Genomic DNA, 23,140 nt, shown 5'->3' with positions numbered 1-23,140 from the left:
AGAAGACACGGAGTTGAGCGATGAATGCAAACCGGATCATCGATATGATTGTGCGTCAGGTCATGCGCCGTTTGGTCAATAAGGGTGTGAACAAGGGCATCGACATGGCCAGCCGAAAGGGCGACAGATCGGGCACGTCGAAAGGGCCCAGGCAAGTCAGCGCGCCACGCCATGCGCAGAGCCTGAGGCAAGCACAGCGTGTGACCCGGCAAATGCGCCGGTTCATGAAGTTTTAAGGTTTAGCTTACAGCTTTGAAGTGCTTCGACAGTTTCAAACCCTGACCCTGATAGTTCGAGGCGATGCCTGCGCCGTATAGCTGCGTGGGCATTTCGGTCATTTTCTCGTAGACCAGACGCCCGACAACCTGCCCATGCTCCAGCACGAACGGTGCTTCGTGGCAGCGTACCTCAAGCACACCTCGGGATCCGGCCCCACCGGCAGCGGCATGGCCAAAACCGGGGTCAAAGAACCCGGCATAGTGCACTCGGAATTCACCAACCATCGCCAGATAGGGTGCCATTTCAGCGGCGTACATTGGTGGAATGTGCACCGCCTCACGGCTGACAAGGATATAGAACGCGCCGGGGTCCAGGATGATGCAGCCATCCTTGGTGCGCACTTCTTCCCAATAGTCCTGCGGGTCGTATTCGCCGATACGATCCAGATCGATCACGCCGGTGTGTGGCTTGGCACGGTAGCCAACCAGATCGGTATCGGGAAGTTGCAGATCAACGGAAAAGCCCAAACCGTCCTGAATGACGGCAGGACCATCCACCAGTGGCGACTCGACGTGCAAAGCCGTCAACTCGGCATCCGAGAGCACGGCCTGACCCTGACGGAAACGGATCTGGTTCAAGCGCATCCCGGGCCGCACCAAAACCGAGAAGGAACGCGGGCAGATTTCCGCATAGAGCGGTCCCGTATATCCCGCAGGCACCCGGTCAAATTCGGAGCCGCCATCGGTGATGGTCCGGGTCAAAAGGTCCAGCCGCCCGGTCGAGCTTTTGGCATTTGCCACGGCACTGACATCCTCGGGCAGGGCGAGCGATTCCATCAGGGGCACCAGATAGACGCAGCCTTTTTCCAGAACAGCACCAGCCGAAATATCGATGCGGTGCATCTCGAACTCGGTCAAACGATCGGCGACGGTTCGCCCTTCGCCTGCAAGAAACGAAGCACGGACTCGGTAAGCGACTGTTCCCAGACGTAAATCAAGGCTAGCGGGTTGAATCTGTGCAGACAGAACGTCCGGGCTGGCGGTGATTTCGCTGCGCGCGATCATCGCCTCAATCTGTTGGTTCGGGCAAACACCTGTCATCTCGATCCCCTCTGGTGCCAGAGCGGGATCTGGCCTGTGTGCCATAAACGTCGGTGTGATTTGGTCGGGCTAGCAGGACTCGAACCTGCGACCTTCCGTCCCCCAGACGGACGCGCTACCAGGCTGCGCCATAGCCCGACGTTGGGGTGTTCATAAAGATTTTCCCGGCAGGGGCAAGAGGAAAACACTGCCTTTTTTTCCTAACTCGCCGCCTGTGTTTCCACACGGTCCAGCCAGTAACGCAGGTCTTTTGCGATCGGCGCGATGCGGCGCAGCAGGTCGTCGTCAAACTCGGCCCGGTTCCACGCCAGGGATGCGATTCCCCCGATCAAAGGGGCGGTATCAAGTTCAGGTTCCGAATCTGGCTTCTGAATGGCAGATGGGGCTGAGTCGATCCGAGCTTCTTCTTTCACCGATGGTGCAGAGGGCTCACCCAAATCCATATGGATCTGTTCAGTGGCGGCCGCGGGTTTCGGTTCAAATGGCACCACGGTGTCTTCAACAGGTAATGCCGGGTCAGGGGAGTGTTCGTCCAAAGACGGGGACAGCGATACGACATGTGCCACGCCTTGCTCGCGCAGGATGCGCTGAACGCCTTTGATGGTGATTCCGTCTTCGTGGAGCAGTTTTTTGATCCCCCCCAAAAGCCGCATGTCATTGGGGCGATAATACCGGCGTCCACCCGCGCGTTTGACCGGTTTCACCTGCGTGAACCGGCTTTCCCAGAAACGCAGAACATGGGCTTGAACACCAAGCCAATCCGCAACTTCGCTGATAGTGCGAAACGCGTCGGGAGACTTGCTCATATCTGCGAGACCTCGGGGTTACTTGCGATTCCCGGCAGCGACGCGATCCTTCATCAGATGCGACGGGCGGAACGTCAGCACGCGGCGCGGCTGAATCGGGACTTCTTCACCGGTTTTGGGGTTGCGACCAACGCGGGCGGTCTTGTCGCGTACACTGAAGGTGCCGAAGGACGAGATTTTGACCTGCTCACCACGAACCAGAGCGTCAGACATGTGGTTCAAGACGCTTTCCACCAGCTGCGCGCTTTCGTTTCGTGACAGTCCAACTTCACGAAAGACGGCTTCGCTCAGATCCATTCGAGTCAGTGTTTTGTCGCCCATGCCATTTCCCCTTGTTGATATCAGAGCATATGGCTATGGCAAATTCGCTGTCAATATCAATGAATTGCAAGAGGCTGTGTAAGCCGGTTTGCGCCGGTTACCAGCGCAGAACCACCGCGCCCCATGCCAGCCCACCACCAATGGCTTCGGTTACGATCAGGTCACCTTGCTTGATCTGGCCGCGCTGTTTGCCGACTGACAGCGCCAAAGGAATTGACGCAGCCGAGGTGTTACCGTGATCCTGAACCGTGACCACAACATTTTCCATCGGCAGGCCCATTTTCTTGGCGGTGCCCTGAATGATCCGGATATTGGCCTGATGCGGAACGATCCAGTCCACATCCGCATTGCTGAGGCCCGCACGATCCAAAGCCGTTTCCGCAGTTTTCGTAAGTTTTTCAACGGCATGGCGGAATACCTGGTTGCCTTGCATACGTAGGTGCCCGGTGGATTGGGTTGATACGCCCCCATCCACATAAAGAAGATCCTTGTAACGGCCGTCCGAATTCAGGTCGGTTGCCAGAATGCCGCGATCTGCGGCGGTGCCTTCGCCCTCTTGCGCTTCGAGCACCAAAGCTCCCGCGCCGTCGCCGAAGAGGACACAGGTGGATCGATCGGTCCAGTCCATGATCCGAGAGAACGTCTCGGCGCCGATCACCAGCACACGCTTGGCCTGACCGGAAACAATCAGCGCATTTGCGTTGGAAAGTGCAAAAACGAATCCTGCGCAAACCGCCTGTATGTCAAAGGCGAAGCCATTGGTCATGCCAAGCTGCGCCTGAACCATGGTCGCAGCAGACGGAAAGGTCAGATCAGCGGTTGAAGTCGCAACAATGATGGCGTCAATATCGTCCGCGCTCAAGCTGGCGTCTTCCAAAGCGGCCTCTGCCGCCTTTGTCGCCAGATCCGAGGTGGTCTCATCCTCGGCGGCAAAGTGGCGGCGCTCAATGCCCGAGCGGGTGCGGATCCATTCGTCGGTTGTGTCCAGCGTTCTCTCAAACTCGGAATTGGGAACGATGCGTTCCGGCAAATAATGCCCGACACCTACTACAACTGAACGGCCTGCCATTTTGGGGTACTGCCTTTTTTTGGTTATTTATCGGTCTGCGGCGCTGATTGCGCGGCATCTTGTGCAAGCTGGGCCGTGGATGCAACCCGCGCGGCTAATTTTTCAGAAAAGCCCGATTGCGCCAGAGTAAAGGCCAGCTTGATCGCCGCCGATACGCCAGTCGCATCTGCGCCGCCATGGGATTTCACAACGGTGCCGTTCAGACCCAGAAACACACCGCCGTTCACGCGCCGCGGGTCGATACGCTTTTTCAAGCGATTCAGCGAGGTGATCGCAAGGATCGATGCCAATCGGGACAACGGAGAATACTTGAAGGCCTGGCGCAACAGATCACCGATCAGGCTGGCCGTCCCTTCGCCGGTTTTGATTGCAACATTTCCGGTAAACCCATCCGTGACAATGACATCTGCCCTGTCACCGGGAATGTCGCTGCCTTCGACAAAGCCCACAAATTCGAAATTCGCCTGGTCCGCGAATTTCGCGATCATCGCGTGGGCTTCTTTCAGTTCGGCGCGCCCTTTGTGTTCTTCGGTGCCGACATTCAGCAAGCCGATCCGGGGCCGTTTCAATGCCATGCCGTTGCGCGCGTATGAGGCACCCATCAGGGCATATTGCAGCAAATCCTTGGAGTCGGCACGGACATCTGCGCCCACGTCAAGCATCACATTGAAGCCTTGTGGGTTGCGTGAAGGCCACAGAATCGCAATGGCCGGGCGGTTCACACCCGGCAGTTTGCGCAAGCGCATCATCGACAACGCCATCAGCGCGCCCGTATTGCCGCAGGACACCGCCCCATGTGCTTCGCCTTGGCGTACAGCCTCAAGCGTGGACCACATCGAGGTTTGCTTGCCGTTGCGCACAACCTGGCTGGGCTTGTCCTCCATCGTGACCACATCGGGGCAATCACGAAAAACGACGCGTCCTTCCAGGACACGCCGTTTGGCGACAAGCTTACGTAAAACCTGTTCGGGCCCGTGCAACAAAAATCCGATATCCGGGTTCTTGTCGGCTGATTTTGCCAGACCTGCAACAACCACTGCGGGACCTGCGTCCCCGCCCATAGCGTCGACCGAGATGGTGATCCGTCCGGCGTGCGTGGGCTGTTCAGTCATGCCTCGGTCTGCGCTCAATCAGGCTTAGGCTGCGTCTTCGTCCAGATCGATTTCGTCGGCTTGTGCGACGACTTCACGATCATCATAGTGGCCGCAGGATGCGCAAACGTGGTGCGGGCGCTTCAGCTCGCCACAGTTCGGGCATTCGTTCGGGTTTGCAGCAACCAGAGCGTCGTGTGCGCGGCGGTTGTTGCGACGCGACTTGGAAACTTTGTTCTGTTGGACGGCCATGGTCTCAACCTTTGTCTACTGTGGGTCAGCAGATTCGCCGCCGACCGGGTTTCATACTTCGTTTTATCGTGGTTTGACGCGCGTTTAGGGGACCAGCCCCGCAATGTCCAACCCAAATTTCCGATGAGCGCGCGAAAATACTGCGATTCTCGACATGTTCAAGCGATTTTTCTGACCGCCTGCTATGACAGGAAATCAGACTGCTGTCACTCGTCTTTTTTCAGCACATCGCGCAATCCTGCCAATCCTGCAAAGGGCTTGGCATCTTCGTCGGTCATGGGTTTTTTGCCGGGTTCTGTATAGTCTACCTGACCCAGTTCGACGCCGTCCTTGCGCGGATATTGGGGCAGAGCCAGCGACAGCGCCTCGACCATCACCAAAGCCGGGTCAATCTCGGGGCCCAACTGTTCGGATTCGTCCTCTTCGGGAATTTCGAACTCTGGCTCGTCAGGGTCGGTCCAGTCCGCCAGAAACGTCCGTTGTACGGGAATGTCGATTCGTGTGGTTACGGGATCAAGCGTCACGACACAGGGCTGAATAACGGTTGCACCCAGTTTACCGTTCAGAACCCAGTCACGTTTGCCTTGGGCGCGGACCTCTCCGACAAAGCTGAGCTTGCGCAGACTCAGCAGGCCTAGATCCTGCCGAATCTCGTCAAGAGCCGCAGCAGCAGGGCGCAGATCGAAGGGCGTGGGGGCATTCTGGGGCAGGTCGGCCACACGAAGTGATGTAAGGTTGCTCATTTGTGAGCCTTTCTATGTGTTGAACCGTGGCAGCGGTTTCTGTAATCGGATAGAAGCCGCAAGAGGCCAAGGCAAGAGGGTGCGCATGTTGAAGGTAGTGAACCGGTTGAAACCAGCGACGAAATCGCTTGTGTTTGTTGCCTGTCTGGCTGCGATTGGCGCCTGTACGCCGATCTTCAAGAATCACGGCTATGTACCGCCGGCCGAAGATCTGGCCGAAATCAAAGTGGGCGTCGACACGCGCGACAGTGTGGAAGAGGCCATCGGCGCGCCGGGTGCGTCAGGTGTCGTGCGGGATTCCGGTTTCTATTACGTGCGCTCGCGGGTGCGCCATTACGGCCCGAAACGGCCCGAAGTTGTATCGCGCGAACTGGTGGCCATCAGCTTTGACCAGCGTGGTGTCGTCAGCAACATCGAGCGCTTTGGACTGGAAGACGGTCTGGTCATTCCCCTGGAACGCCGCGTGACCGATTCCAACGTCCAGGACAAAGGCTTCCTGCGTCAGCTGCTTGGCAATATCGGCAACTTCAACCCGGCCAATATCCCGGGCGTGAACAACTAATCCGGTCTGCCACCTTGTGAGAGTCACAAGACAGTCACATGTCTTGTGTTAACGAGGCCTTGACGGCAACAATGGGTTTGCAACCGTGGAGGATGCGACCGTGGCGACTGCAGTTTTGCTCAGCAAAGGGCGCTATCGCGCGCGACTTGCACAGTCGGCAGAGGATATCGAGGCTGCACAACGGTTGCGGACGTTGGCCTTCGGCACGCGGCAACTGGACCGCGACGATTTCGACGCACGATGCAGCCATATTCTGGTCGAAGATACGCGTTCAGCGGGCCAACTGGTCTGTTGTTTCCGGATGCTGACCATGGATCATGGTGGCGAAATCGGGCGCAGCTATTCGGCCCAGTTCTACGACCTGAGCTCGCTGGAGGATTTCAGTGGCCGCATGGTCGAGATGGGACGGTTTTGCATTCATCCTGATCACAGCGATCCCGACATCCTGCGCGTGGCGTGGGGTGCCATGACAGCCTATGTAGATCAGAACGGTGTTGAGATGCTGTTTGGATGCTCGTCCTTTGCCGGTACCGAGACTGAGCAGTATCTAGACGCGTTTGCAATGCTCAAGCATCGTCATCTGGCACCGAAACGATGGCTGCCACGAGTAAAAGCCCCGAATGTTTTTCGCTTTGCTGCGCGTCTGCGGCGCAAGCCAGATGCCAAAAAGGCAATGTTGCGGATGCCACCTTTGTTGCGCACCTATCTGATGATGGGCGGTTGGGTCAGTGATCATGCGGTTGTAGATCGTCACATGAACACACTTCATGTGTTCACCGTGCTGGAAATCGGAGCGATTCCCCCGGCGCGCAAACGTCTGTTGCGGGCGGTGGTCGGGTAGATTGAGTATTTCCGAAAAGGTGAAGCAGAGGCGTTGACGCATTGTGTCAGCCGGTTTAGCTGGCGGTCATGGCGAGAATTCCTTTATTGCAGATGTCCGGCATTTCCCTGACTTTCGGGGGCGATCCGGTGTTTTCCGAACTTGATCTGGTAGTCCAACCTGGTGACCGCGTGGCGCTGGTCGGGCGCAACGGGTCGGGTAAGTCTACCTTGATGAAGGTGATGGCCGGATTGGTTGAGGCCGATCGGGGGGAGATTGTCATCCCGCCCGGAAAATCCGTGGGATATATGGAGCAGGACCCAACGATGGAAGGGTTTGCGACACTGGGTGACTATGCCTCCAGCGGGTTGGAGCCAGGCGAGCTCTACAAGGTTGAACGCGCAGGTGAAGGGTTAAAGTTTGACCCGTCCCGCCCCGTTGAGACGGCATCGGGTGGCGAGCGGCGGCGGGCGGCGCTGGCCAAGCTGATGGCCGAGGCACCGGATCTGATGTTGTTGGACGAGCCCACAAACCACTTGGATATCGAAGCCATTGCGTGGCTGGAGCGCGAGGTTGGGTCAACCCGTGCGGCTTTTGTACTGATCTCGCACGACCGTGCGTTTTTGCGCGCGTTGACGCGGGCGACACTCTGGATTGATCGGGGCGCTGTTCGACGGCATGAGCAAGGTTTTGAAGCGTTTGAGACCTGGCGGGACAAGGTGTGGGAAGAGGAAGACCAGCAACGCCACAAGCTGAACCGCCTGATCAAGTCCGAAGCGAAATGGGCGGTTGAGGGCATCAGCGCCCGACGCAAGCGCAACCAAGGCCGGGTGCGGGCCTTGCAGTCCCTGCGAGCCGAAAAAGCAGCGCAGATCAAACGGCAGGGCTCGGCTGCCATGACGTTGGAATCGGGGCCAAAGTCGGGCCGTAAGGTGATCGAGGCCAGGGGCTTGGCCAAAGGGTTTGGCGACAAGCAGATTGTTCGGAGTTTTGACCTGCTGGTGCAGCGCGGCGATCGCGTGGCATTTGTCGGGCCCAACGGGGTGGGTAAGACCACGCTGCTGAAAATGTTGCTGGGTCAGGTTGAACCGGATGAGGGCTCGGTGTCGTTGGGCACGAATCTTGAGATCGCGGTTTTCGACCAGACACGCGCGCAGTTGGATCCTGAGATGTCCCTTTGGGACAGCCTTACCGGCGACCCCGAGATGCGGGTGTCAGGAAAGGCCGATCAGGTGATGGTTGGCGGGCAACCCAAACATGTGGTGGGGTATCTCAAGGAATTCCTGTTTGACGAAGGTCAGGCAAGAGCGGCCGTTAAGTCCTTGTCAGGTGGGGAAAAAGCAAGGTTGTTGCTGGCCAAGCTGATGGCGAAATCCTCGAACCTTCTGGTATTGGACGAACCAACCAACGATCTGGATGTTGAGACGCTGGATCTGTTGCAGGAGCTTTTGGACGATTACGACGGAACGGTTCTGTTGGTCAGTCACGATCGGGATTTTCTAGACCGGGTGGCAACGACCACGATTGCGATGGAAGGGAATGGTCGCGCAACGGTCTATGCCGGAGGGTGGTCGGACTATATCGCGCAACGTGGCGATGTCGCTGGGAAAAAAGAAGAAAAAGCAAAAGCTTCAAAGCCAAAGGTCAAGCAAGAGGCGAAGCCGAAATCGGGTTTGTCTTTTTCGGAAAAGCACAGGTTGGAGAAGCTGCCTGCCGAAATCGCGCGCCTTGAGGCCGAGATCGCCAAGCTGGAAGAGCTGATGTCCGACCCAGAGTTGTTCACCCGCGAGCCGGTCAAGTTTCAGAAAGCCACCGACGCGCTGGTCGAACGTCAGGAAAAGCTGTCGGCGGCCGAGGAAGAGTGGCTGGTGCTGGAAGAAAAAGCCGAAGGCGCCTGAGCGCCATCGGCGGAGCGAACCGAGTTTAGTCGATTTTCGTCATCTCGCTCAGCGTGAATTCTGCAACCGCGCCGTCTGTCGCCTGCATATAAGCGGCAAGATGGGGTGCATTCATGTGGGTTTGCCACAGTTCCCACGTTTCCCAGTTTTCGTAAAAGACAAAAAAACCGGGAGTCGAGGTATCCACATGCAAGTCGTACTGGATGCAACCTTCTTCAGCACGGGTGATGGGGATGAGCTTTTCAAGCTCGGTGCGGACAAGCTCTTCTTTGCCTGGATTGGCGGTGATTTGCGCGAGAATGGTCAGGGCCATGATGTCTCCTTACTGGGCTCGGTTGCGATGAACCGAGATATGTGTGACACCATCAAATCACGCAAGTACGCACTATTTGTGCGGGTAGGTACCATTTGTATACTGTCTGAGGCAGGAGGTCGGTGTGGATCGATTTGAAAGATACGACTGCAGCGGAGGTTGCCCGGTCGAAGCCGGGCTGGAGCAGATATCGGGCAAGTGGAAGGGCTTGGTGATCTATCATCTTCTTGGTGGCACGATGCGCTTTAACGCGTTAACCCGCGCATTGGGCACGGTGACCCAGCGCAGCCTGACCAAGCAGCTACGCGAGCTTGAGGCAGATAGAATCGTGCATCGCCAAGTTTATGCAGAGGTGCCGCCCAGAGTGGAGTACAGCCTGACCGAAAAAGGGCAGGCGCTGCGCCCGGTGATCGAGGCGCTGGCGGATTGGGGGCAGAATAAGGTTATGGGTGGGGCTGGATAGGCCGGGCAGGGTTTCCGGCAACGGTTTCGCCGGGCTGGACATCCTTTGTCACGACACTCCCGGCGCCAATCGTGGCATTGTCGCCGACAGTGATGCCGGGTAGCAGAATCGCGCCTCCGCCCACCCAGACATGCCTGCCAATTGTGACCGGCAAGCCGATTTCCAGTCCTTTTGCCCGATCCGCCGGGTCTTTGGCGTGGTGGGCGCAGTAGATCTGGACATTGGGGCCGAACATCGTGTCGTCTCCGATCCGTATTGGGGCCGTGTCCAGCACGACACAACCGGCGTTGAAATAGACCCGGTTGCCCAGATGGATGTTCATCCCATAAGCACAATGGAACGGAGCTTCGAGGAAGCACGCCTCGCCGACATGGCCCAGCAGTGTATGCAACTCGGGCGCCATCACTCCGCGCGTGTCGGGTGGGCAGGTGTTGTGCGCGTGAACTGCGCGCCTTGCCTGCGCACGCAGAGCATCCAGTTCCGAATCCAGACAGCAATACCACTGTCCGGACTGCATCTTCTCAAGTTCCGACATGGCGAAGGTTTAGCGCATCCGCAATGCACCGTCGATGCGGATAACTTCTCCGTTCAGATAACCCATCTCGACGATGAAGCCGGCCAATCGTCCGTATTCCTTCGGATCGCCCAAGCGAGCAGGGCTCGGGACGTCAGCGGCCAGCTGTTGCTGTACCTCTTCGGGCAGACCGGCCAGCATCGGGGTCATGAAGATGCCCGGCGCGATGGTCATGACCCGAATGCCGGTCGAGGCCAGATCACGGGCCATCGGCAGCGTCATGCCAACAACACCACCTTTCGAAGCGGCATAAGCCGCCTGACCCTTTTGCCCGTCATATGCAGCGATGGAGGCGGTGTTGATGATCACACCACGTGCACCGTCTGCTTCGGGGTCATTCTTTGCCATCTCGGCAGAGGCCAGGCGCGAAACGTTGAAGGTACCGACGAGGTTGATATCAATTGTGCGCTGGAAGGCGTCCAGAGGGTGGGGGCCATCCTTGCCAACCGTCTTGATGCCATAAGCGATGCCCGCGCAATTCACGGTTGCGGTGATCTTGCCCATCTTGTCCATGCCCAAGCGCACGGCAGCTGCCACCGAATCCTCATCAGTGACATCGGTCTGCGCAAAATGCCCGCCGATTTCACCGGCAACCTGAACGCCGCGATCTGCGTCCCGGTCCAGAATGGTGACCTGCGCACCTTGGGCGGCAAAATGACGGGCCGTGGCTTCGCCCAGACCGGACGCGCCGCCGGTGACAAGGGCGGCTGTGGTGGACAGGTGCATGGTGAACTCCTCCCAGAGATATGAACGATTGTTCAATAACTGGTTCGCGGGTGCGGTGTCCACAGTTTTGACGAAATGGATGGCCCGGTGGCCCGCGTCGCCAAACCCGAACCAAAAAACGTTCCTGAAGACAAGTTAATCCAGTCCTCACGAAAACGCGCCTGTTTGTGAGTGAAGACTTCAAGGCCGTCATGTGTTTTTTCACCAGGAGGTCCTGATATGGTTATGAGTAAGAAACAAACGCTGGGCGCTGTACTTGTCGCGCCTGTTTTTGGATTGGTGATGATTGGCAGTGCATCTGCTGCACCGGAAACCTGCACGGGGAAAACGGCCCGCAGCCTGGCCAATGCCGGGGATTACGCGGGGTTGTGTGATTGCGTTCAGGTGACCCCAAGTTTTCTGGAGAGGCTTCAGAAACGTTCGGATTTGGAGACAACGTTGGAAGTGACCGGGGCACAGTGCCCGGGTCTCGCCGCGCTACTGACGGATTTGCCGACGGCAAGCCTGTCGGGTTCAAATGAAAACCGTGGAGAAAGCCGAGGGTCTGAGCCGCAAGGCGAGGCGTTTGCAGAGGCGGCAAGTCCGGGGTCGCCGGGCGGCGGCCAACCCGGTGGTGGCGGTGAACCCGGCGGTGGCGGCGAACCCGGTGGTGGCGGTGAACCCGGCGGTGGCGGTGAACCCGGTGGTGGTGGTGAACCCGGTGGCGGCGGTGAACCCGGCGATGGTGGTGAACCCGGTGATGGCGACGGAAAAGGTGGCAAAGGCGGCGGTAAAGGCGAAGGTAAAGGGAAAGGCGGCAAAGGCGGCGACGGAAAAGATAAAAATGGCGACGGCAGAGGTGAAGGCAAAGGTAAAGGCGGTAAGGGTGGCAGCAAAGGTAACAACGGCAGTGGGAATGGCGGAGAAGGCAGCAGCCCGGGCCGTGGTAACAACGCCAACAACGACGAAGGCGACAATGACCGAAACGGTCGTGGCGGCGGTCGAAGTGGCGGAAAAGGCCTTAGGTAATCATCCCGTCTTATGAAGCAGTACGGCCACCCGATCGGGTGGCCGTTATCCTGTTCGGTCTCTTCAGATTGAGATCGTATCAGCCGAGTTGAACCAGTGCGTGGCGCTTTTTGCCTGCGCTTAGCTTGATCGGCGATGACAGGGCGCCTGCGTCGATCATCAGCCCGGCATCGGTCAGCGGTGCGTCATCCAGCTTGGCGCCGTTCTCGGCGATCAGGCGCTTGGCTTCTTTACCGGATTTAGCCAGGCCGGATTTGACGATCAGTTGCACGACAGAGATCGGCAGGTCCGCGGCGTTGAGGGTAAGTGTCGGAAGGTCGTCGCCTACGCCACCTTTTTCGAACACTTCGCGCGCGGTGGCTTCGGCATTGGCCGCAGCTTGTGCACCGTGCAGCAGTGTCGTGACCTCATTGGCCAGACGAATCTTGGCCTCGTTGATCTCGGACCCGGCAAGCGCGCCCAGACGATCGCACTCATCCACCGGCAATTCAGTGTAAAGCTTCAGGAACCGGCCCACATCCGCGTCGGTGGTATTGCGCCAGAACTGCCAGAACTCATAAGGCGAGCGCATCTCGGCGTTCAGCCAGACCGCACCGTCCTGCGACTTGCCCATTTTCTTGCCGTCGCTGGTGGTCAGCAGGGGTGAGGTGAGGCCATAAATCTCGTGATCCAACACGCGGCGAGTCAGGTCAATCCCGTTGACGATATTGCCCCATTGGTCTGATCCACCCATCTGCAGAACACAGCCGTAACGGCGGTTCAGTTCCAGGAAGTCATAGGCCTGAAGGATCATGTAGTTGAATTCGAGAAATGACAGCGATTGCTCACGGTCCAACCTAGATTTCACCGATTCAAACGACAGCATCCGGTTGACCGAGAAATGTCGCCCGATGTCGCGCAGGAAATCGAGGTAGTTCAGGTCATCCAGCCATTCGGCATTGTTCAGCATCAGCGCCTTGTTCTTGGCGTCTGTGTCATAGTCGATATAGGCTGCGAACACCTTTTTGATGCCCGCTATGTTTTCGTCGATCTGTTCGGGGCCCAGCAAGGGGCGCTCGTCCGCGCGGAACGAGGGATCACCGACTTTGGTCGTGCCGCCACCCATCAGCGTGATCGGCTGGTGACCGGTCTTCTGGAACCAACGCAGCATCATGATCTGGATCAGGCTGCCCACATGCAACGACTGTGCCGTTGCATCAAAGCCGATATAGGCCGGTTTGCACCCACTGATCAGCGCTTCGTCAAGGCCCTGATAATCGGTGCAGTCGGCGAGAAAGCCGCGCTCGATCATCGTGGCGATGAAATCCGATTTGGGGTGGTAGGTCATATCGTGCCCTTTGGGTTAATGTTGCGGGGCACTGTATAGGCGGCAGCGCCTAGGAGGAAAAGCCACCTTTTTTCCTTGGAGCCGGGTGTCGATCCGGCCACGCGGTTCGCGAAAAATAAGAGGCGCCGTATCAGAACGCTTGCGTTTTTGTGCAAACAAAAGGCAGTTTGACCAGGCTGCAACCCAGAGGTGAACCCAAGGACCCGGATGTGGCGAAGAAGACAGCCAGTTCAGGAGGCAGGCGTGGGCCAGACCATCAGCAAACACGGGGTGATCCGGGCACTGGGCGCAATGTCGGGCACCTCGATGGACGGCGTGGACGCCGCGATCGTCGAGACCGACGGGCACCGGATCATGGGGTTTGGGCAAAGCGGCTATCGTGCCTACTCGGACGCTGAACGCGACGTGCTGCGGGCGGCAATGGGACAGTGGCACGGGCCTGAAGTCGATGCGGCTGCCGAGATGGTCACATTCGCCCATGCCGAGGCGTTGTCTGAATTCGAAGAAGTCGACGTGATCGGTTTTCACGGTCAGACCCTGGCGCATGAGCCGCACGGGCGTGGAACTTTGCAGGTGGGCGATGGTCTGGGGTTGGCGCAGGCGTTGGGTCGCCCGGTGGTTTGGGACTTCCGCAGTGATGATGTGGCGATGGGGGGCGAGGGTGCGCCGCTGGTACCGTTCTTTCATTTTGCCTGTGCCAAGTGGTTCGGCGCGGATCGGCCCCTGTGTTTCCTGAATCTGGGTGGGGTTGGCAACCTGACGTATGTTGATCCGTCCTTTGACGGCCCCGAAGTGCCGGGTGCCTTGCTGGCCTTTGATACCGGACCCGCCAATGCGCCCGTTGACGATCTGATGCAAGCCCGGTTGGGGCTGCCCATGGATCGGGACGGGGCGCTTGCGCGCGAAGGCACCGTCGAAATGGGGGCGCTGGAACTGTTTCTGGCCGAACCGTTTTTTGCCCGAATGCCACCGAAGTCATTGGACCGAAATGATTTTGCGGAAATGATAGGTCTTGTACGGGAGTTGAGTGATGCGGACGCCGTGGCGACCCTGACCGGGATGTGTGCCGCGGGCGTTGTGCAGGGGATGGAGCACTGCCCGAAACCTCCGTCTTGTGTGCTGGTCACCGGGGGCGGGCGTCATAATCCGGTTTTGATGGAGATGCTGCGCGTGTCGTTGGACTGCCCGGTCGAACCGGTCGAGGCGGTGGGGTTGGATGGCGACATGCTTGAGGCGCAGGCCTTTGCCTATCTGGCGGTGCGCGTGGCGCGCGGCCTGCCGACCTCTTGCCCCGGAACGACCGGCGTACAGGCGCTGGTTGGGGGCGGGGTTGTCAGTTCAGTTTCAATGGACGCTGTAGGCTAACGCCAGCTGGAAAACAGTTCAAAATAACAACTTGTTGTGCGACGGTGGCCCCGGACCCATGAATTGAGGGCAAGGCATTATGGCGACAAAAGCAGAGCTTGAAACGGAGTTAGAGCAATTACGGGAGCGAAACGCGACGTTGGAGGCGCGGGTCGAACAAGACCCGGCCCCCAAGGAAAAGCCCGAACGTACCAAGTCATCCGATGAAATCCGGAAACTGTTGGAAGAGCACGGGATCGACCTGAGCCAAGCGCAGTCACTGGGAGAGGATGTGGTCGAGGAATTCGGTCGCTTGCAGAAGGACTATCCGATCACAGCGCTGCTGATTGCGTTTTCGCTTGGCTATGTTGTCGGGCGCGCAGGGTTAGGAGGAGCCTCATGAGCAGATTAAGCAGAAATCTGGTAGCGATCTACCGAACAGAACGTCTGATCGCACGCCGCCGTTTGGCCGTGGTTCAGCAGCAGACGATACTGATGGGGATTGCAGGCATCGCCGCTTTTTCGGCCCTGGTGCTTTTGAATGTCTCGCTGTTCTTTGCCCTTCAGAACACGATGTCACCAGCTTCGGCCGCGGCTTGGCTGGCCCTTGGAAATCTGGTGGTTGCCGGGGTGCTGGTTCTGATCGCGCGGCGGAGCAGCATTGAAGATGAGGTCGCACCAGCAGTTGAAGTCCGCGACATGGCGATCGCGGACATCGAAGACGAGCTCGAAGAGATGGCGACAGAAGCGCGGGAGGTCGTGCAGGCCGTCAAGAGCATTGGGTCGAATCCTGTGGGGTCTCTGACGACGGTATTGGTGCCCCTGATCAGCATGTTGATCAAAAGCCGCAGTGGGGATTAGGGGGCTCTGCCCCCGTCGCGCAAGCGCGACTCCCCCGGGATATTTTTCGCCAGATGAAGAGCGGATTCTAAAAGCTCGGGAGGCTGTTGAACGCGAGGCAAAACAGGCCAAGCTCGGATACAATCCGCAGGTCTAACGGCAAACGGGCGCACCTTTGCGCTGGGCTGTGTCAAAGTGGAAATGCCCGGCGTGATAGCGATCTGCATCCGGGCCGAGCACGGTGCTGAAGACCCCACAAGCCCCGGTGTGCAACTGACGCAGAACCGCGCTTTGGGTGCTGTCATTCCATCCGTCCTGAACGGTGATCTGGGTGCCATCCTGAAGAACAAAGGTCGAGATATCGATGGCCCGACCGCGTGCGTGTTGCGATAGGCGCGCTCGCGGCTGGTTGTTCTGGGTTTTGCAGGCATAATGCCCAACAACCCGCATCCCCTTGAGCCCGCCACCCAAATCGGCAAAGGCGGGTTTGGCGGTGTTTTCGATCCATGTTTTCAGCGTAACCGCCGTCTGACAGTCCATCAGTGAAAACTGACTGAGCGCAACATCCGAAATCCGGTAGACCCTAACCGGGTTCGCGATGCCGCAGCCCCGGGCTTTGCTTGTCAGGGCTTTGCGTGCTTCCCCCAATATGGTCCAGTCGCCACATACGGCGCCGCGTTCGCGCATCCGGTCGCGCCCCTGTTCCAGTTGCTGGGTTGCGCAAGGGGGAAGATCTTCGGGAGTCTGCGCTGCGGGGGCGGCGTCGGTTGTTGTACCTGGCAGTGACACTTCGAGCGCTTCACCAGAATCGGCGCAGTCAGGACTGGCATTTGCATTCCCTGCATTAAGGCAGAGAAACAGAATTGTCAGACAGACCTGCTTCATACTCACTCGATACTCCGTCACACGCGGTTACGGGTACAGGATGGGCAACGTAGGGCCGTCTGTAAACTCAACTTTTCAGAGACTTTTGATGGTTGGGCTATTCCCGTGGGATGTCAAAGTCCGGTGCGGCCAGTTCAAATCCTTCGAAATCAAAGCCGGGGGAAACCGTGCAGCTGACCAGAGTGTATTCTCCTGTACTGTGTGCAGCCTGCCAATGGCCTTCAGGAACGATCAGCTGAGGCGCACCTTTTGACAGGTCAGGAGTCAGCAGATGATCGGCAGCAGGCCCTGCATCCGTCGCGCTCAGCGACAGGACCAGCGGTGCACCGGCGTGGTAGAGCCAAATTTCGGTCGCATCGACCCGATGCCAGTGGCTGCTTTCGCCCGCCTGCAACAGGAAATAGATGCAGGTTCCTGTGGGGCGGCCTGCGTTGTTGGCGCGCCAGGTTTCGGCATACCACCCCCCTTCGGGATGACGTTGGAGGTTCAGGTGGTCGATTATGTCTTGTGCGGTCATGAGTGCCCTCTTGGTTCGGCGCGATTATGCACGGGCACGCAAGATCCGCTATGGTATTCGTGAGCCTGAGGAATATGTATTGCAACATGACCCTGACGATCCCGTTTGATAACACCTATGCCCGTTTGCCAAATGTGTTTTTTGCGCGGCAGACACCCGTTCCTGTGCGTGCGCCGCAGATGATAGCGTTTAACGATGATTTGGCGAAGTTGCTGCAAATTGCCCCCGGCGATGTGCAGGACATGGCCGAGGCTTTTGCGGGCAATCGTCTGCCTGAGGGTGCCGAACCCATCGCGCAGCTGTATTCGGGGCACCAATTTGGACAGTACAACCCCCAGCTGGGAGATGGGCGCGCGGTGTTGCTGGGCGAGACTGTGGGCATCGATGGGGTGCGCCGGGATATACAGTTGAAAGGCTCGGGCCCTACGCCGTTTTCGCGCCGCGGCGATGGCCGGGCGTGGCTGGGTCCGGTTCTGCGTGAATATGTGGTATCCGAGGCGATGCACGCGCTGGGTATCCCGACCACGCGTGCTCTGGCGGCTGTGGAAACGGGCGAGACGGTGTTTCGCGAAGGTCCGATGCCGGGTGCGGTGTTGACGCGTGTGGCCAGCAGCCATCTGCGGGTAGGCACGTTTCAGGTCTTTGCCGCACGGGGGCAGTTGGACAGCTTGCGCCGACTGACGGAATACGCCATCGCGCGTCACTATCCCGAGGCTGAGGGGCCTATGGGACTGTTGCGGGCCGTGCGGGATGCGCAGGCCCGGTTGATCGCGCAGTGGATGAGCGTAGGATTCATTCACGGGGTGATGAACACTGACAATTGCTCGATCGCGGGCGAGACGATTGATTACGGTCCTTGCGCGTTCATGGACACGTATCACCCCAACACGGTCTATAGTTCAATTGATCGCATGGGGCGCTATGCTTATTCCAGCCAGCCCGATATCGCAGTGTGGAATTTGGCGCAGTTGGCGACGGCCTTGATCCAACAGATGGACGACAAAGAGGCCGCTGTCGAAGAAGCGACCGAGATTGTCCACGCCATGCCGGAGTTGTTGCAAGACAATTGGTTGACTCGTTTCCGGGCCAAGCTTGGATTGACGCGCGCTGAGGTCGGCGATCTTGAATTGATCACCGACCTTCTGAAACGCATGGCCGAAGGGCAGGCGGATTTCACCAACACGTTTCGGGCGCTGGGTAGTGATTCTGTTCGGGATCAGTTCCTGGACCCTGCGACCTGTGATAGTTGGGCCGAAGGCTGGCGCGGACGGATTGCCCGTGAATCGGACCCGCAGGAGGTGATGGCCGCCGCAAACCCGGCGTTTATTCCGCGCAACCACCGTGTCGAACAGATGATTCAGGCGGCGGTGCAGGGGGACTATGCGCCGTTCCATCGACTGAATGCCGTCTTCGCTCGGCCCTATGTTGATCAGGATGGTGCCGCAGACCTAAAACGGCCACCGGCCAAGAACGAAGTGGTGCACGCAACCTTTTGTGGGACGTAACCCACAGGGTGGCGTTACTTTCGAACAATCTCCAACACTGCGGCGCTGACGATCAGCGTGGCGCCCAGAAACTCGCGCAGACCAAAGGGTTCTCCGGACAGCACGGCGGCAGAGGCGATGCCGACGACCACTTCGCTCATAAGCAACAGGCCAACCCGTGACGGGGAAAGCTTCGTCGCAGGCCAGATCGTCATGTAGACCATGGGCAGGATGTAGAATACCGACAGAAGAACCAGCAGAAGAACCCGGATCGTCTCATTTGGTGCGATGGAGGGTAGGGCCTGCTCAGGTAGTACAAGGAGGCTGAGCAAGGACAGAATCAGCGCGCCGAAAACAAAGGCAAAGACCTGCCCTGAAATCGAGATACGGCTGGCACGGTACAGGCCCAGCGTGCCCAAGGCCCAGCACATACCTGAGGCTAGCGCCAGCCAGTCGCCTATGTTCTGAGGCCAGGGCACAAAACCCGAACCACCCAGAACAACGAACAGCCCTCCCAACCCGCAGAAAAGACCTGCCAAGCGCATAAGGCTGAGACGCTCACCCAGAAACATAACGCCCAACAGCGTTCCCCAAATCGGGGTGAGGTAGAATAGCAGGATCGACCGCACAACCTCGGTATAAACAAGGCTGATGGAATATAAGCTGAACGCGGCCCCCGTGAACATGCCGCTGAGCATCAGGTTACGCCATTCCCGAACAAGTGTGTGTCGGTCGGTCCCTATCAAGGGGGCCAGAGCCATCAGGGCCGCACAATACATGGCAATCCCAGGCCAGGGGCCGGTCAATCCTTGATCGAGAAAGAACCGAACCGGGATCCAATAGAGTCCCCATAGCGCGCCGCCCATGACCAGAACCAGGCTGGCGCGGGTGCTGTTGTTCGGCTGTGTCTGATGCAGTTCCATTCAGCCCCTTGTGTCGCAGCGGTGTGGCCGTTCCACCGCAACCGGATAGAGCAGGGGGTCCAAAGGAACAATCCTTTGGTGATCGGTTGCACGTCGTTTGCCATTAAATCGTGCAATATGCGTTGTTTCCGTGCGAGGTTTTCGTTCGGTAACAGAACTGAGGGGTTGCGCACCGCGCCAGACGTGGCACTTTGGGCGCCAGCCCATTGGTCAAGTCCTTATGAAACCATCTTCAACCCTACGTATCGCCAGCTACAACATTCAAAAATGCCTCGGGCTGGATCTTCGGCGTCAACCGCAGCGTATACTGCAGGTCATTGAACACATGCAGGCCGACGTCGTTGTGTTGCAAGAGGCGGACAAACGCCTGCCGCCCCGCCCGGCGGCCCTTCCGCATTTCATGCTGGACGAAGCCGGTTGGCAGATCGTCGATCTGGGCGGGGCCGGAAGCCTTGGGTGGCACGGTAATGCGGTCATCTGGCGCGGGGATGGTATTTCAGTCCGGCAGACAGGCCATCATGAGTTGCCGGGGCTGGAGCCTCGCGGGGCGGTCCGGGTCGAGTTCGATACCCAAATCGGGCCACTGCGGGTGATGGGGATGCATCTGGGGCTGTTGCCTGCATCCCGACGGCAGCAGATTTCGCATATCCGGCGCTGTGATGATGATCTGCACGAGATGCCAACCGTCTGGGCCGGAGATTTCAACGAATGGTCGCGGCAGCCGGTTCTGGACCATCTGGCCCCCGAGATGCGCTTTCTACCGCCCCGGCCCAGCTTTCCCGCAGCTCAACCGCTTGGCGCGCTGGACCGGATCGCGCTGGGCGCGGGGGTAAAGGCCACCGCGCATGGGGTTCACAACGCGCGCCCGGCGCATATCGCATCGGATCACCTGCCTGTGTGGGCCGATCTGACACGTGCCGCGTAAGATCAGCGGAAAAGCAGAAATCGCTGTAGCGCAAACTGCGCAGACATACTAAGACAGATACCCGAGCAAGTCTGAGGGGCATCATGTCGGATACGATTATTGGGCGTTGTGAGGCCAAAGGCCTGCGCATGACCGGTCAAAGAAGGATCATCGCGCAGGTGCTAGAGCAAAGCGACGACCATCCGGATGTCGAAGAACTCTATTCACGTGCCTCTGCTGTCGACAAAGGCATCTCGATCGCGACGGTCTACCGGACAGTCAAGCTGTTCGAAGAAGCCGGGATTCTGGAACGTCTGGAATTTGGCGATGGCCGCGCACGGTATGAGGATGCCGAGCGTGATCACCATGACCACCTGATCGATATGCAATCGGGTGAGGTTATCGAATTCGTCGACCCCGAGATCGAAGCCCTTCAGGAAAAAATCGCGGCAAAGCTGGGGTATAAGCTGAAAGGCCATCGGCTGGAGCTGTATGGCGTACCGCTGGAACAGGACTGATCCATCACAAAACGCGATTGTTCCCCTCACGTTAATTCATAAGCAGTGACGGGAATTACCTTGCCAGATGACGTTGGTTGAGGTTGTTGTGCGAACAGGCACCCGAAGTGCCCTTTTCCTGTGGACGCGCAAATGAACAACATAAACGGCATTCTGCTGCTCATCGGGTCGATGGCGGCCTTTGCACTTGAGGACATGTTCATCAAGGTTCTGTCGGTTTCTGTACCGACAGGACAGATCATGGTGTTCCTCGGTCTGGTGTGTGCGCTTGTCTTTGCGTGCCTGTCGGTGGTCACGCGCAAACGCATCTTTGATCCGGTGGCGTGGAGCCTGCTGCCGATGGTGCGGGCGATAACCGAAGGGATCGGGGCGGTGACCTTTGTTACGGCGCTGTCCCTGATCGACCTGTCCACGGTCGCCGCTGTGTTTCAGGCCATGCCGCTTGCTGTCACCATGGGGGCGGCCCTGTTTTTGGGCGAACAAGTTGGCTGGCGGCGCTGGAGCGCTATTGGCGTTGGTTTTATCGGCGTTTTGATGATTATCCGCCCCGGTTTGGACGGGTTTCAGCCAGAGTCCCTGTTTGTGGTTTTGACCGTTATTGCGATTGCCGCGCGCGATCTGATCACGCGCAAGCTGGATGTGCGGGTGGCCTCGACGGTTGTGGCAATGCAAGCTTACGTCGCGGTGGCGTTGGCCGGGGGGCTGTTGATGGCAGTTTCCGGCGAGTCTTTTGTACCGCTTCAGGACGGGCAATCCCTGCCGTATCTGGGGGCCATAGGGTTTGGTGTGATTGGATATTACGGCATTGTCACCGCGATGCGGGTCGGCGAAGCCTCGGCCCTGATGCCGTTCCGGTATACACGTCTGGTGTTTTCGATCCTCGCTGGGATGCTGATGTTTGGTGAGCGGCCAGATGCGCTTACAATGGCAGGTGCAACCCTTATCATCGGGTCCGGTCTTTACACCTTTGTCCGCGAAAGGCGCCTGGCCCGCGAACTGTCCCTGGCCTGACCCTGTTGGCGCAAACAGTAAGCTGTTAGCCCTAAAGGTCCGGAAATATGCGTGTTAGCGATAACGGAGGCGGTTTACTTTTGGGTGGTTGCTGCTATGACGCGTGCAACCGACTGCAGCCATAGGAACGGGCCTCATGAGCACCATTATCGACATCCACGCACGCGAAATTCTGGACAGCCGGGGCAACCCGACGGTCGAAGTCGACGTGATTCTGGAAGACGGCACTATGGGCCGCGCGGCGGTTCCGTCGGGCGCATCCACAGGCGCGCATGAGGCCGTTGAAAAGCGTGACGGCGACAAGGCGCGTTACATGGGCAAGGGCGTTCTGGAAGCCGTTGCAGCCGTGAACGGCGAGATCGCCGAAGAACTGGTTGGCTTTGACGCGACCGAACAGGTGGCCATCGATCAGGCGATGATCGAGCTGGACGGAACCGAGAACAAGGGCCGTCTGGGTGCAAATGCCATTCTGGGTGTTTCGCTGGCGACGGCCAAGGCGGCGGCGGATTTCACCACGCAGCCGCTGTATCGCTATGTCGGCGGCACCTCGGCCCGCGTTCTGCCGGTTCCGATGATGAACATCATCAACGGGGGCGAGCATGCCGACAATCCGATCGACATTCAGGAATTCATGATCATGCCGACCTCGGCCGCGAATATCCGCGAGGCCGTGCGCATGGGGTCCGAAGTGTTCCATACACTCAAGAAGGAACTGTCGGCAGCCGGTTTGGCCACTGGTGTAGGGGATGAGGGTGGTTTCGCCCCCAACATCGCCAGCACGCGTGAAGCGCTGGATTTCATCCTGAAGTCCATCGAAAAGGCAGGGTACAAACCGGGTGAGGAAATCCACCTGGCGCTGGATTGCGCGGCGACCGAATATTTCAAAGACGGCAAGTACGTTTTGGCGGGTGAGGGCACGACCCTGACCTCGGAAGAAAACGCTGCCTATCTGGCAGCGCTGGTCAATGACTATCCGATTATCTCGATCGAGGACGGCATGTCCGAAGATGACTGGGACGGTTGGAAAGCCCTGACCGACGCCATCGGGGACAAGGTGCAGCTGGTGGGGGACGACCTGTTTGTGACCAACCCCGCGCGTCTGGCCGAAGGGATCGAACGCGGCTGTGCCAACTCGATGCTGGTCAAGGTAAACCAGATTGGTTCGCTGACGGAAACCCTGCGTGCCGTCGACATGGCGCACCGCGCGCGTTACACCAACGTAATGTCCCACCGCTCGGGCGAAACCGAAGATGCCACCATCGCCGATCTGGCTGTGGCGACGAATTGTGGCCAGATCAAAACCGGATCGCTGGCGCGGTCGGACCGCTTGGCCAAATACAACCAGCTGATCCGTATCGAGGAATCGCTGGGCGAGGTCGCGGAATATGCGGGCGCGTCGATCCTTCGCAAATAAAGCATCTG

At 58.5% G+C, this 23,140-nt stretch carries 28 protein-coding genes and 1 tRNA gene; 14 read left to right on the top strand and 15 right to left on the bottom strand.

All coding sequences use genetic code 11. The features are described 5' to 3' along the window. The first annotated feature begins 20 nt into the window (after nucleotides 1–20). Nucleotides 21–236 (top strand): hypothetical protein, encoded by a 216-nt coding sequence (locus AC2FLD_RS09715; RefSeq protein WP_496668961.1) that lies wholly within the window; start codon nucleotides 21–23, stop codon nucleotides 234–236. A 3-nt stretch (nucleotides 237–239) separates the two neighbouring features. Here AC2FLD_RS09715 and AC2FLD_RS09710 read toward each other — a convergent pair whose 3' ends face one another. The 8 genes from AC2FLD_RS09710 to AC2FLD_RS09675 form a co-directional block, all read right to left on the bottom strand. Beyond that, nucleotides 240–1,319, bottom strand: a complete 1,080-nt coding sequence (locus AC2FLD_RS09710) for a 2'-deoxycytidine 5'-triphosphate deaminase (protein ID WP_496669304.1) — start codon at nucleotides 1,317–1,319, stop codon at nucleotides 240–242. 61 nt (nucleotides 1,320–1,380) lie between these two features. Next, a tRNA-Pro gene (locus tag AC2FLD_RS09705) sits at nucleotides 1,381–1,457 on the bottom strand. Between the two features lie 62 nt (nucleotides 1,458–1,519). Beyond that, the gene (locus tag AC2FLD_RS09700) at nucleotides 1,520–2,125 is read right to left on the bottom strand and encodes a MerR family transcriptional regulator (RefSeq protein WP_496668959.1); all 606 of its coding nucleotides are present in this window, start codon (nucleotides 2,123–2,125) and stop codon (nucleotides 1,520–1,522) included. 18 nt (nucleotides 2,126–2,143) lie between these two features. Then, nucleotides 2,144–2,446, bottom strand: coding sequence for an integration host factor subunit alpha (gene ihfA, locus AC2FLD_RS09695; RefSeq protein WP_152458234.1), 303 nt, complete (start codon nucleotides 2,444–2,446; stop codon nucleotides 2,144–2,146). A gap of 97 nt (nucleotides 2,447–2,543) precedes the next feature. Beyond that, complete coding sequence (locus tag AC2FLD_RS09690) at nucleotides 2,544–3,515, bottom strand: beta-ketoacyl-ACP synthase III (protein ID WP_496668958.1); 972 nt, start codon at nucleotides 3,513–3,515, stop codon at nucleotides 2,544–2,546. A gap of 23 nt (nucleotides 3,516–3,538) precedes the next feature. Next, nucleotides 3,539–4,627 (bottom strand): phosphate acyltransferase PlsX, encoded by a 1,089-nt coding sequence (gene plsX / locus AC2FLD_RS09685; RefSeq protein WP_496668956.1) that lies wholly within the window; start codon nucleotides 4,625–4,627, stop codon nucleotides 3,539–3,541. Between the two features lie 24 nt (nucleotides 4,628–4,651). Then, a complete protein-coding gene (gene rpmF, locus AC2FLD_RS09680; protein WP_008756996.1) occupies nucleotides 4,652–4,858 on the bottom strand; it encodes a 50S ribosomal protein L32 in 207 nt (68 codons plus the stop codon). Nucleotides 4,859–5,064: 206 nt separating this feature from the next. After that, nucleotides 5,065–5,601 carry a YceD family protein gene (locus AC2FLD_RS09675; RefSeq protein WP_496668955.1) on the bottom strand — a complete coding sequence of 179 codons (537 nt, stop codon included), beginning with the start codon at nucleotides 5,599–5,601 and terminating at the stop codon, nucleotides 5,065–5,067. Nucleotides 5,602–5,686: 85 nt separating this feature from the next. Here AC2FLD_RS09675 and AC2FLD_RS09670 point away from each other — a divergent pair, with 85 nt between their 5' ends. The 3 genes from AC2FLD_RS09670 (at nucleotide 5,687) to AC2FLD_RS09660 (ending at nucleotide 8,881) form a co-directional block, all read left to right on the top strand. After that, a complete protein-coding gene (locus AC2FLD_RS09670) occupies nucleotides 5,687–6,163 on the top strand; it encodes an outer membrane protein assembly factor BamE (RefSeq protein WP_496668953.1) in 477 nt (158 codons plus the stop codon). 100 nt (nucleotides 6,164–6,263) lie between these two features. After that, on the top strand, nucleotides 6,264–7,004 hold the full coding sequence (locus AC2FLD_RS09665; RefSeq protein WP_496668951.1) for a GNAT family N-acetyltransferase: 741 nt from the start codon (nucleotides 6,264–6,266) through the stop codon (nucleotides 7,002–7,004). A 68-nt stretch (nucleotides 7,005–7,072) separates the two neighbouring features. Next, on the top strand, nucleotides 7,073–8,881 hold the full coding sequence (locus AC2FLD_RS09660; protein ID WP_496668949.1) for an ABC-F family ATP-binding cassette domain-containing protein: 1,809 nt from the start codon (nucleotides 7,073–7,075) through the stop codon (nucleotides 8,879–8,881). Nucleotides 8,882–8,906: 25 nt separating this feature from the next. Here AC2FLD_RS09660 and AC2FLD_RS09655 read toward each other — a convergent pair whose 3' ends face one another. Further along, nucleotides 8,907–9,194: a putative quinol monooxygenase gene (locus AC2FLD_RS09655; protein WP_496668947.1), complete on the bottom strand. Its 288-nt coding sequence runs from the start codon at nucleotides 9,192–9,194 to the stop codon at nucleotides 8,907–8,909. A gap of 124 nt (nucleotides 9,195–9,318) precedes the next feature. Here AC2FLD_RS09655 and AC2FLD_RS09650 point away from each other — a divergent pair, with 124 nt between their 5' ends. Beyond that, nucleotides 9,319–9,657, top strand: a complete 339-nt coding sequence (locus AC2FLD_RS09650) for a winged helix-turn-helix transcriptional regulator (RefSeq protein ID WP_496668945.1) — start codon at nucleotides 9,319–9,321, stop codon at nucleotides 9,655–9,657. Here the strand turns inward: AC2FLD_RS09650 and AC2FLD_RS09645 are convergent. Continuing rightward, on the bottom strand, nucleotides 9,638–10,174 hold the full coding sequence (locus AC2FLD_RS09645) for a sugar O-acetyltransferase (protein WP_496668943.1): 537 nt from the start codon (nucleotides 10,172–10,174) through the stop codon (nucleotides 9,638–9,640). The genes AC2FLD_RS09650 and AC2FLD_RS09645 overlap by 20 nt on opposite strands. A 27-nt stretch (nucleotides 10,175–10,201) precedes the next feature. After that, on the bottom strand, nucleotides 10,202–10,957 hold the full coding sequence (locus AC2FLD_RS09640) for a 3-hydroxyacyl-CoA dehydrogenase (RefSeq protein ID WP_496668941.1): 756 nt from the start codon (nucleotides 10,955–10,957) through the stop codon (nucleotides 10,202–10,204). Between the two features lie 225 nt (nucleotides 10,958–11,182). Between AC2FLD_RS09640 and AC2FLD_RS09635 the strand changes: the two genes are divergently transcribed. After that, a complete protein-coding gene (locus AC2FLD_RS09635; protein ID WP_496668939.1) occupies nucleotides 11,183–11,965 on the top strand; it encodes a hypothetical protein in 783 nt (260 codons plus the stop codon). 79 nt (nucleotides 11,966–12,044) lie between these two features. Here AC2FLD_RS09635 and tyrS read toward each other — a convergent pair whose 3' ends face one another. Continuing rightward, nucleotides 12,045–13,292, bottom strand: a complete 1,248-nt coding sequence (gene tyrS / locus AC2FLD_RS09630) for a tyrosine--tRNA ligase (RefSeq protein ID WP_496668937.1) — start codon at nucleotides 13,290–13,292, stop codon at nucleotides 12,045–12,047. Between the two features lie 291 nt (nucleotides 13,293–13,583). Between tyrS and AC2FLD_RS09625 the strand changes: the two genes are divergently transcribed. The 3 genes from AC2FLD_RS09625 to AC2FLD_RS09615 all read left to right on the top strand — a co-directional run bounded on the left by AC2FLD_RS09625 (nucleotide 13,584) and on the right by AC2FLD_RS09615 (nucleotide 15,497). Continuing rightward, complete coding sequence (locus AC2FLD_RS09625) at nucleotides 13,584–14,657, top strand: anhydro-N-acetylmuramic acid kinase (RefSeq protein WP_496669303.1); 1,074 nt, start codon at nucleotides 13,584–13,586, stop codon at nucleotides 14,655–14,657. A 79-nt stretch (nucleotides 14,658–14,736) separates the two neighbouring features. Beyond that, the gene (locus AC2FLD_RS09620) at nucleotides 14,737–15,039 is read left to right on the top strand and encodes a hypothetical protein (protein ID WP_050602218.1); all 303 of its coding nucleotides are present in this window, start codon (nucleotides 14,737–14,739) and stop codon (nucleotides 15,037–15,039) included. Next, complete coding sequence (locus tag AC2FLD_RS09615; protein WP_050602219.1) at nucleotides 15,036–15,497, top strand: phage holin family protein; 462 nt, start codon at nucleotides 15,036–15,038, stop codon at nucleotides 15,495–15,497. The genes AC2FLD_RS09620 and AC2FLD_RS09615 overlap by 4 nt, the downstream gene beginning before the upstream one ends. 132 nt (nucleotides 15,498–15,629) lie before the next feature. On the opposite strand, the gene AC2FLD_RS09610 is transcribed toward AC2FLD_RS09615, so the two are convergent. Then, nucleotides 15,630–16,361 carry an extensin-like domain-containing protein gene (locus AC2FLD_RS09610; protein ID WP_496669301.1) on the bottom strand — a complete coding sequence of 244 codons (732 nt, stop codon included), beginning with the start codon at nucleotides 16,359–16,361 and terminating at the stop codon, nucleotides 15,630–15,632. A 97-nt stretch (nucleotides 16,362–16,458) separates the two neighbouring features. Beyond that, nucleotides 16,459–16,878 carry a cupin domain-containing protein gene (locus AC2FLD_RS09605; RefSeq protein ID WP_496668935.1) on the bottom strand — a complete coding sequence of 140 codons (420 nt, stop codon included), beginning with the start codon at nucleotides 16,876–16,878 and terminating at the stop codon, nucleotides 16,459–16,461. Between the two features lie 86 nt (nucleotides 16,879–16,964). On the opposite strand from AC2FLD_RS09605, the gene AC2FLD_RS09600 reads away from it, so the two are divergent. Further along, nucleotides 16,965–18,383 carry a protein adenylyltransferase SelO gene (locus AC2FLD_RS09600; protein ID WP_496668933.1) on the top strand — a complete coding sequence of 473 codons (1,419 nt, stop codon included), beginning with the start codon at nucleotides 16,965–16,967 and terminating at the stop codon, nucleotides 18,381–18,383. 14 nt (nucleotides 18,384–18,397) lie between these two features. Here the strand turns inward: AC2FLD_RS09600 and AC2FLD_RS09595 are convergent, their stop codons facing one another. Further along, entirely contained in the window at nucleotides 18,398–19,285 is an 888-nt protein-coding gene (locus AC2FLD_RS09595; RefSeq protein ID WP_496668931.1) for a DMT family transporter, read from the bottom strand. Between the two features lie 220 nt (nucleotides 19,286–19,505). On the opposite strand from AC2FLD_RS09595, the gene AC2FLD_RS09590 reads away from it, so the two are divergent. The 4 genes from AC2FLD_RS09590 to eno all read left to right on the top strand — a co-directional run bounded on the left by AC2FLD_RS09590 (nucleotide 19,506) and on the right by eno (nucleotide 23,132). Then, nucleotides 19,506–20,210, top strand: coding sequence for an endonuclease/exonuclease/phosphatase family protein (locus AC2FLD_RS09590; RefSeq protein WP_050602223.1), 705 nt, complete (start codon nucleotides 19,506–19,508; stop codon nucleotides 20,208–20,210). An 83-nt stretch (nucleotides 20,211–20,293) separates the two neighbouring features. After that, on the top strand, nucleotides 20,294–20,707 hold the full coding sequence (locus AC2FLD_RS09585; protein WP_496668929.1) for a Fur family transcriptional regulator: 414 nt from the start codon (nucleotides 20,294–20,296) through the stop codon (nucleotides 20,705–20,707). 132 nt (nucleotides 20,708–20,839) lie between these two features. After that, a complete protein-coding gene (locus AC2FLD_RS09580) occupies nucleotides 20,840–21,718 on the top strand; it encodes a DMT family transporter (protein ID WP_496668927.1) in 879 nt (292 codons plus the stop codon). Nucleotides 21,719–21,854: 136 nt separating this feature from the next. Continuing rightward, on the top strand, nucleotides 21,855–23,132 hold the full coding sequence (gene eno / locus AC2FLD_RS09575; protein ID WP_050602226.1) for a phosphopyruvate hydratase: 1,278 nt from the start codon (nucleotides 21,855–21,857) through the stop codon (nucleotides 23,130–23,132). The last annotated feature ends 8 nt before the right edge of the window (nucleotides 23,133–23,140 follow it).

This window comes from Ruegeria sp. CDSA021, assembly GCF_059612325.1.
Note: the sequence above shows the minus strand (reverse complement) of the source record. Positions and strands in the feature narration are given on the sequence as shown.

Bases quoted from the DNA above. Each gene is read 5' to 3' on its own strand.
- eno (WP_050602226.1), top strand. From the start codon at position 21,855: ATGAGCACCATTATCGACATCCACGCACGCGAAATTCTGGACAGCCGG.
- AC2FLD_RS09700 (WP_496668959.1), bottom strand. From the start codon at position 2,125: ATGAGCAAGTCTCCCGACGCGTTTCGCACTATCAGCGAAGTTGCGGAT.
- AC2FLD_RS09600 (WP_496668933.1), top strand. From the start codon at position 16,965: ATGACCCTGACGATCCCGTTTGATAACACCTATGCCCGTTTGCCAAAT.
- AC2FLD_RS09660 (WP_496668949.1), top strand. From the start codon at position 7,073: ATGGCGAGAATTCCTTTATTGCAGATGTCCGGCATTTCCCTGACTTTC.
- AC2FLD_RS09710 (WP_496669304.1), bottom strand. From the start codon at position 1,319: ATGACAGGTGTTTGCCCGAACCAACAGATTGAGGCGATGATCGCGCGC.
- AC2FLD_RS09590 (WP_050602223.1), top strand. From the start codon at position 19,506: ATGAAACCATCTTCAACCCTACGTATCGCCAGCTACAACATTCAAAAA.
- AC2FLD_RS09675 (WP_496668955.1), bottom strand. From the start codon at position 5,601: ATGAGCAACCTTACATCACTTCGTGTGGCCGACCTGCCCCAGAATGCC.
- AC2FLD_RS09585 (WP_496668929.1), top strand. From the start codon at position 20,294: ATGTCGGATACGATTATTGGGCGTTGTGAGGCCAAAGGCCTGCGCATG.
- AC2FLD_RS09580 (WP_496668927.1), top strand. From the start codon at position 20,840: ATGAACAACATAAACGGCATTCTGCTGCTCATCGGGTCGATGGCGGCC.
- AC2FLD_RS09635 (WP_496668939.1), top strand. From the start codon at position 11,183: ATGAGTAAGAAACAAACGCTGGGCGCTGTACTTGTCGCGCCTGTTTTT.
- AC2FLD_RS09655 (WP_496668947.1), bottom strand. From the start codon at position 9,194: ATGGCCCTGACCATTCTCGCGCAAATCACCGCCAATCCAGGCAAAGAA.
- AC2FLD_RS09690 (WP_496668958.1), bottom strand. From the start codon at position 3,515: ATGGCAGGCCGTTCAGTTGTAGTAGGTGTCGGGCATTATTTGCCGGAA.
- AC2FLD_RS09605 (WP_496668935.1), bottom strand. From the start codon at position 16,878: ATGACCGCACAAGACATAATCGACCACCTGAACCTCCAACGTCATCCC.
- AC2FLD_RS09625 (WP_496669303.1), top strand. From the start codon at position 13,584: ATGTCGGGCACCTCGATGGACGGCGTGGACGCCGCGATCGTCGAGACC.
- AC2FLD_RS09595 (WP_496668931.1), bottom strand. From the start codon at position 19,285: ATGGAACTGCATCAGACACAGCCGAACAACAGCACCCGCGCCAGCCTG.
- plsX (WP_496668956.1), bottom strand. From the start codon at position 4,627: ATGACTGAACAGCCCACGCACGCCGGACGGATCACCATCTCGGTCGAC.
- AC2FLD_RS09715 (WP_496668961.1), top strand. From the start codon at position 21: ATGAATGCAAACCGGATCATCGATATGATTGTGCGTCAGGTCATGCGC.
- AC2FLD_RS09620 (WP_050602218.1), top strand. From the start codon at position 14,737: ATGGCGACAAAAGCAGAGCTTGAAACGGAGTTAGAGCAATTACGGGAG.
- rpmF (WP_008756996.1), bottom strand. From the start codon at position 4,858: ATGGCCGTCCAACAGAACAAAGTTTCCAAGTCGCGTCGCAACAACCGC.
- AC2FLD_RS09615 (WP_050602219.1), top strand. From the start codon at position 15,036: ATGAGCAGATTAAGCAGAAATCTGGTAGCGATCTACCGAACAGAACGT.
- tyrS (WP_496668937.1), bottom strand. From the start codon at position 13,292: ATGACCTACCACCCCAAATCGGATTTCATCGCCACGATGATCGAGCGC.
- AC2FLD_RS09670 (WP_496668953.1), top strand. From the start codon at position 5,687: ATGTTGAAGGTAGTGAACCGGTTGAAACCAGCGACGAAATCGCTTGTG.
- AC2FLD_RS09645 (WP_496668943.1), bottom strand. From the start codon at position 10,174: ATGCAGTCCGGACAGTGGTATTGCTGTCTGGATTCGGAACTGGATGCT.
- ihfA (WP_152458234.1), bottom strand. From the start codon at position 2,446: ATGGGCGACAAAACACTGACTCGAATGGATCTGAGCGAAGCCGTCTTT.
- AC2FLD_RS09640 (WP_496668941.1), bottom strand. From the start codon at position 10,957: ATGCACCTGTCCACCACAGCCGCCCTTGTCACCGGCGGCGCGTCCGGT.
- AC2FLD_RS09610 (WP_496669301.1), bottom strand. From the start codon at position 16,361: ATGAAGCAGGTCTGTCTGACAATTCTGTTTCTCTGCCTTAATGCAGGG.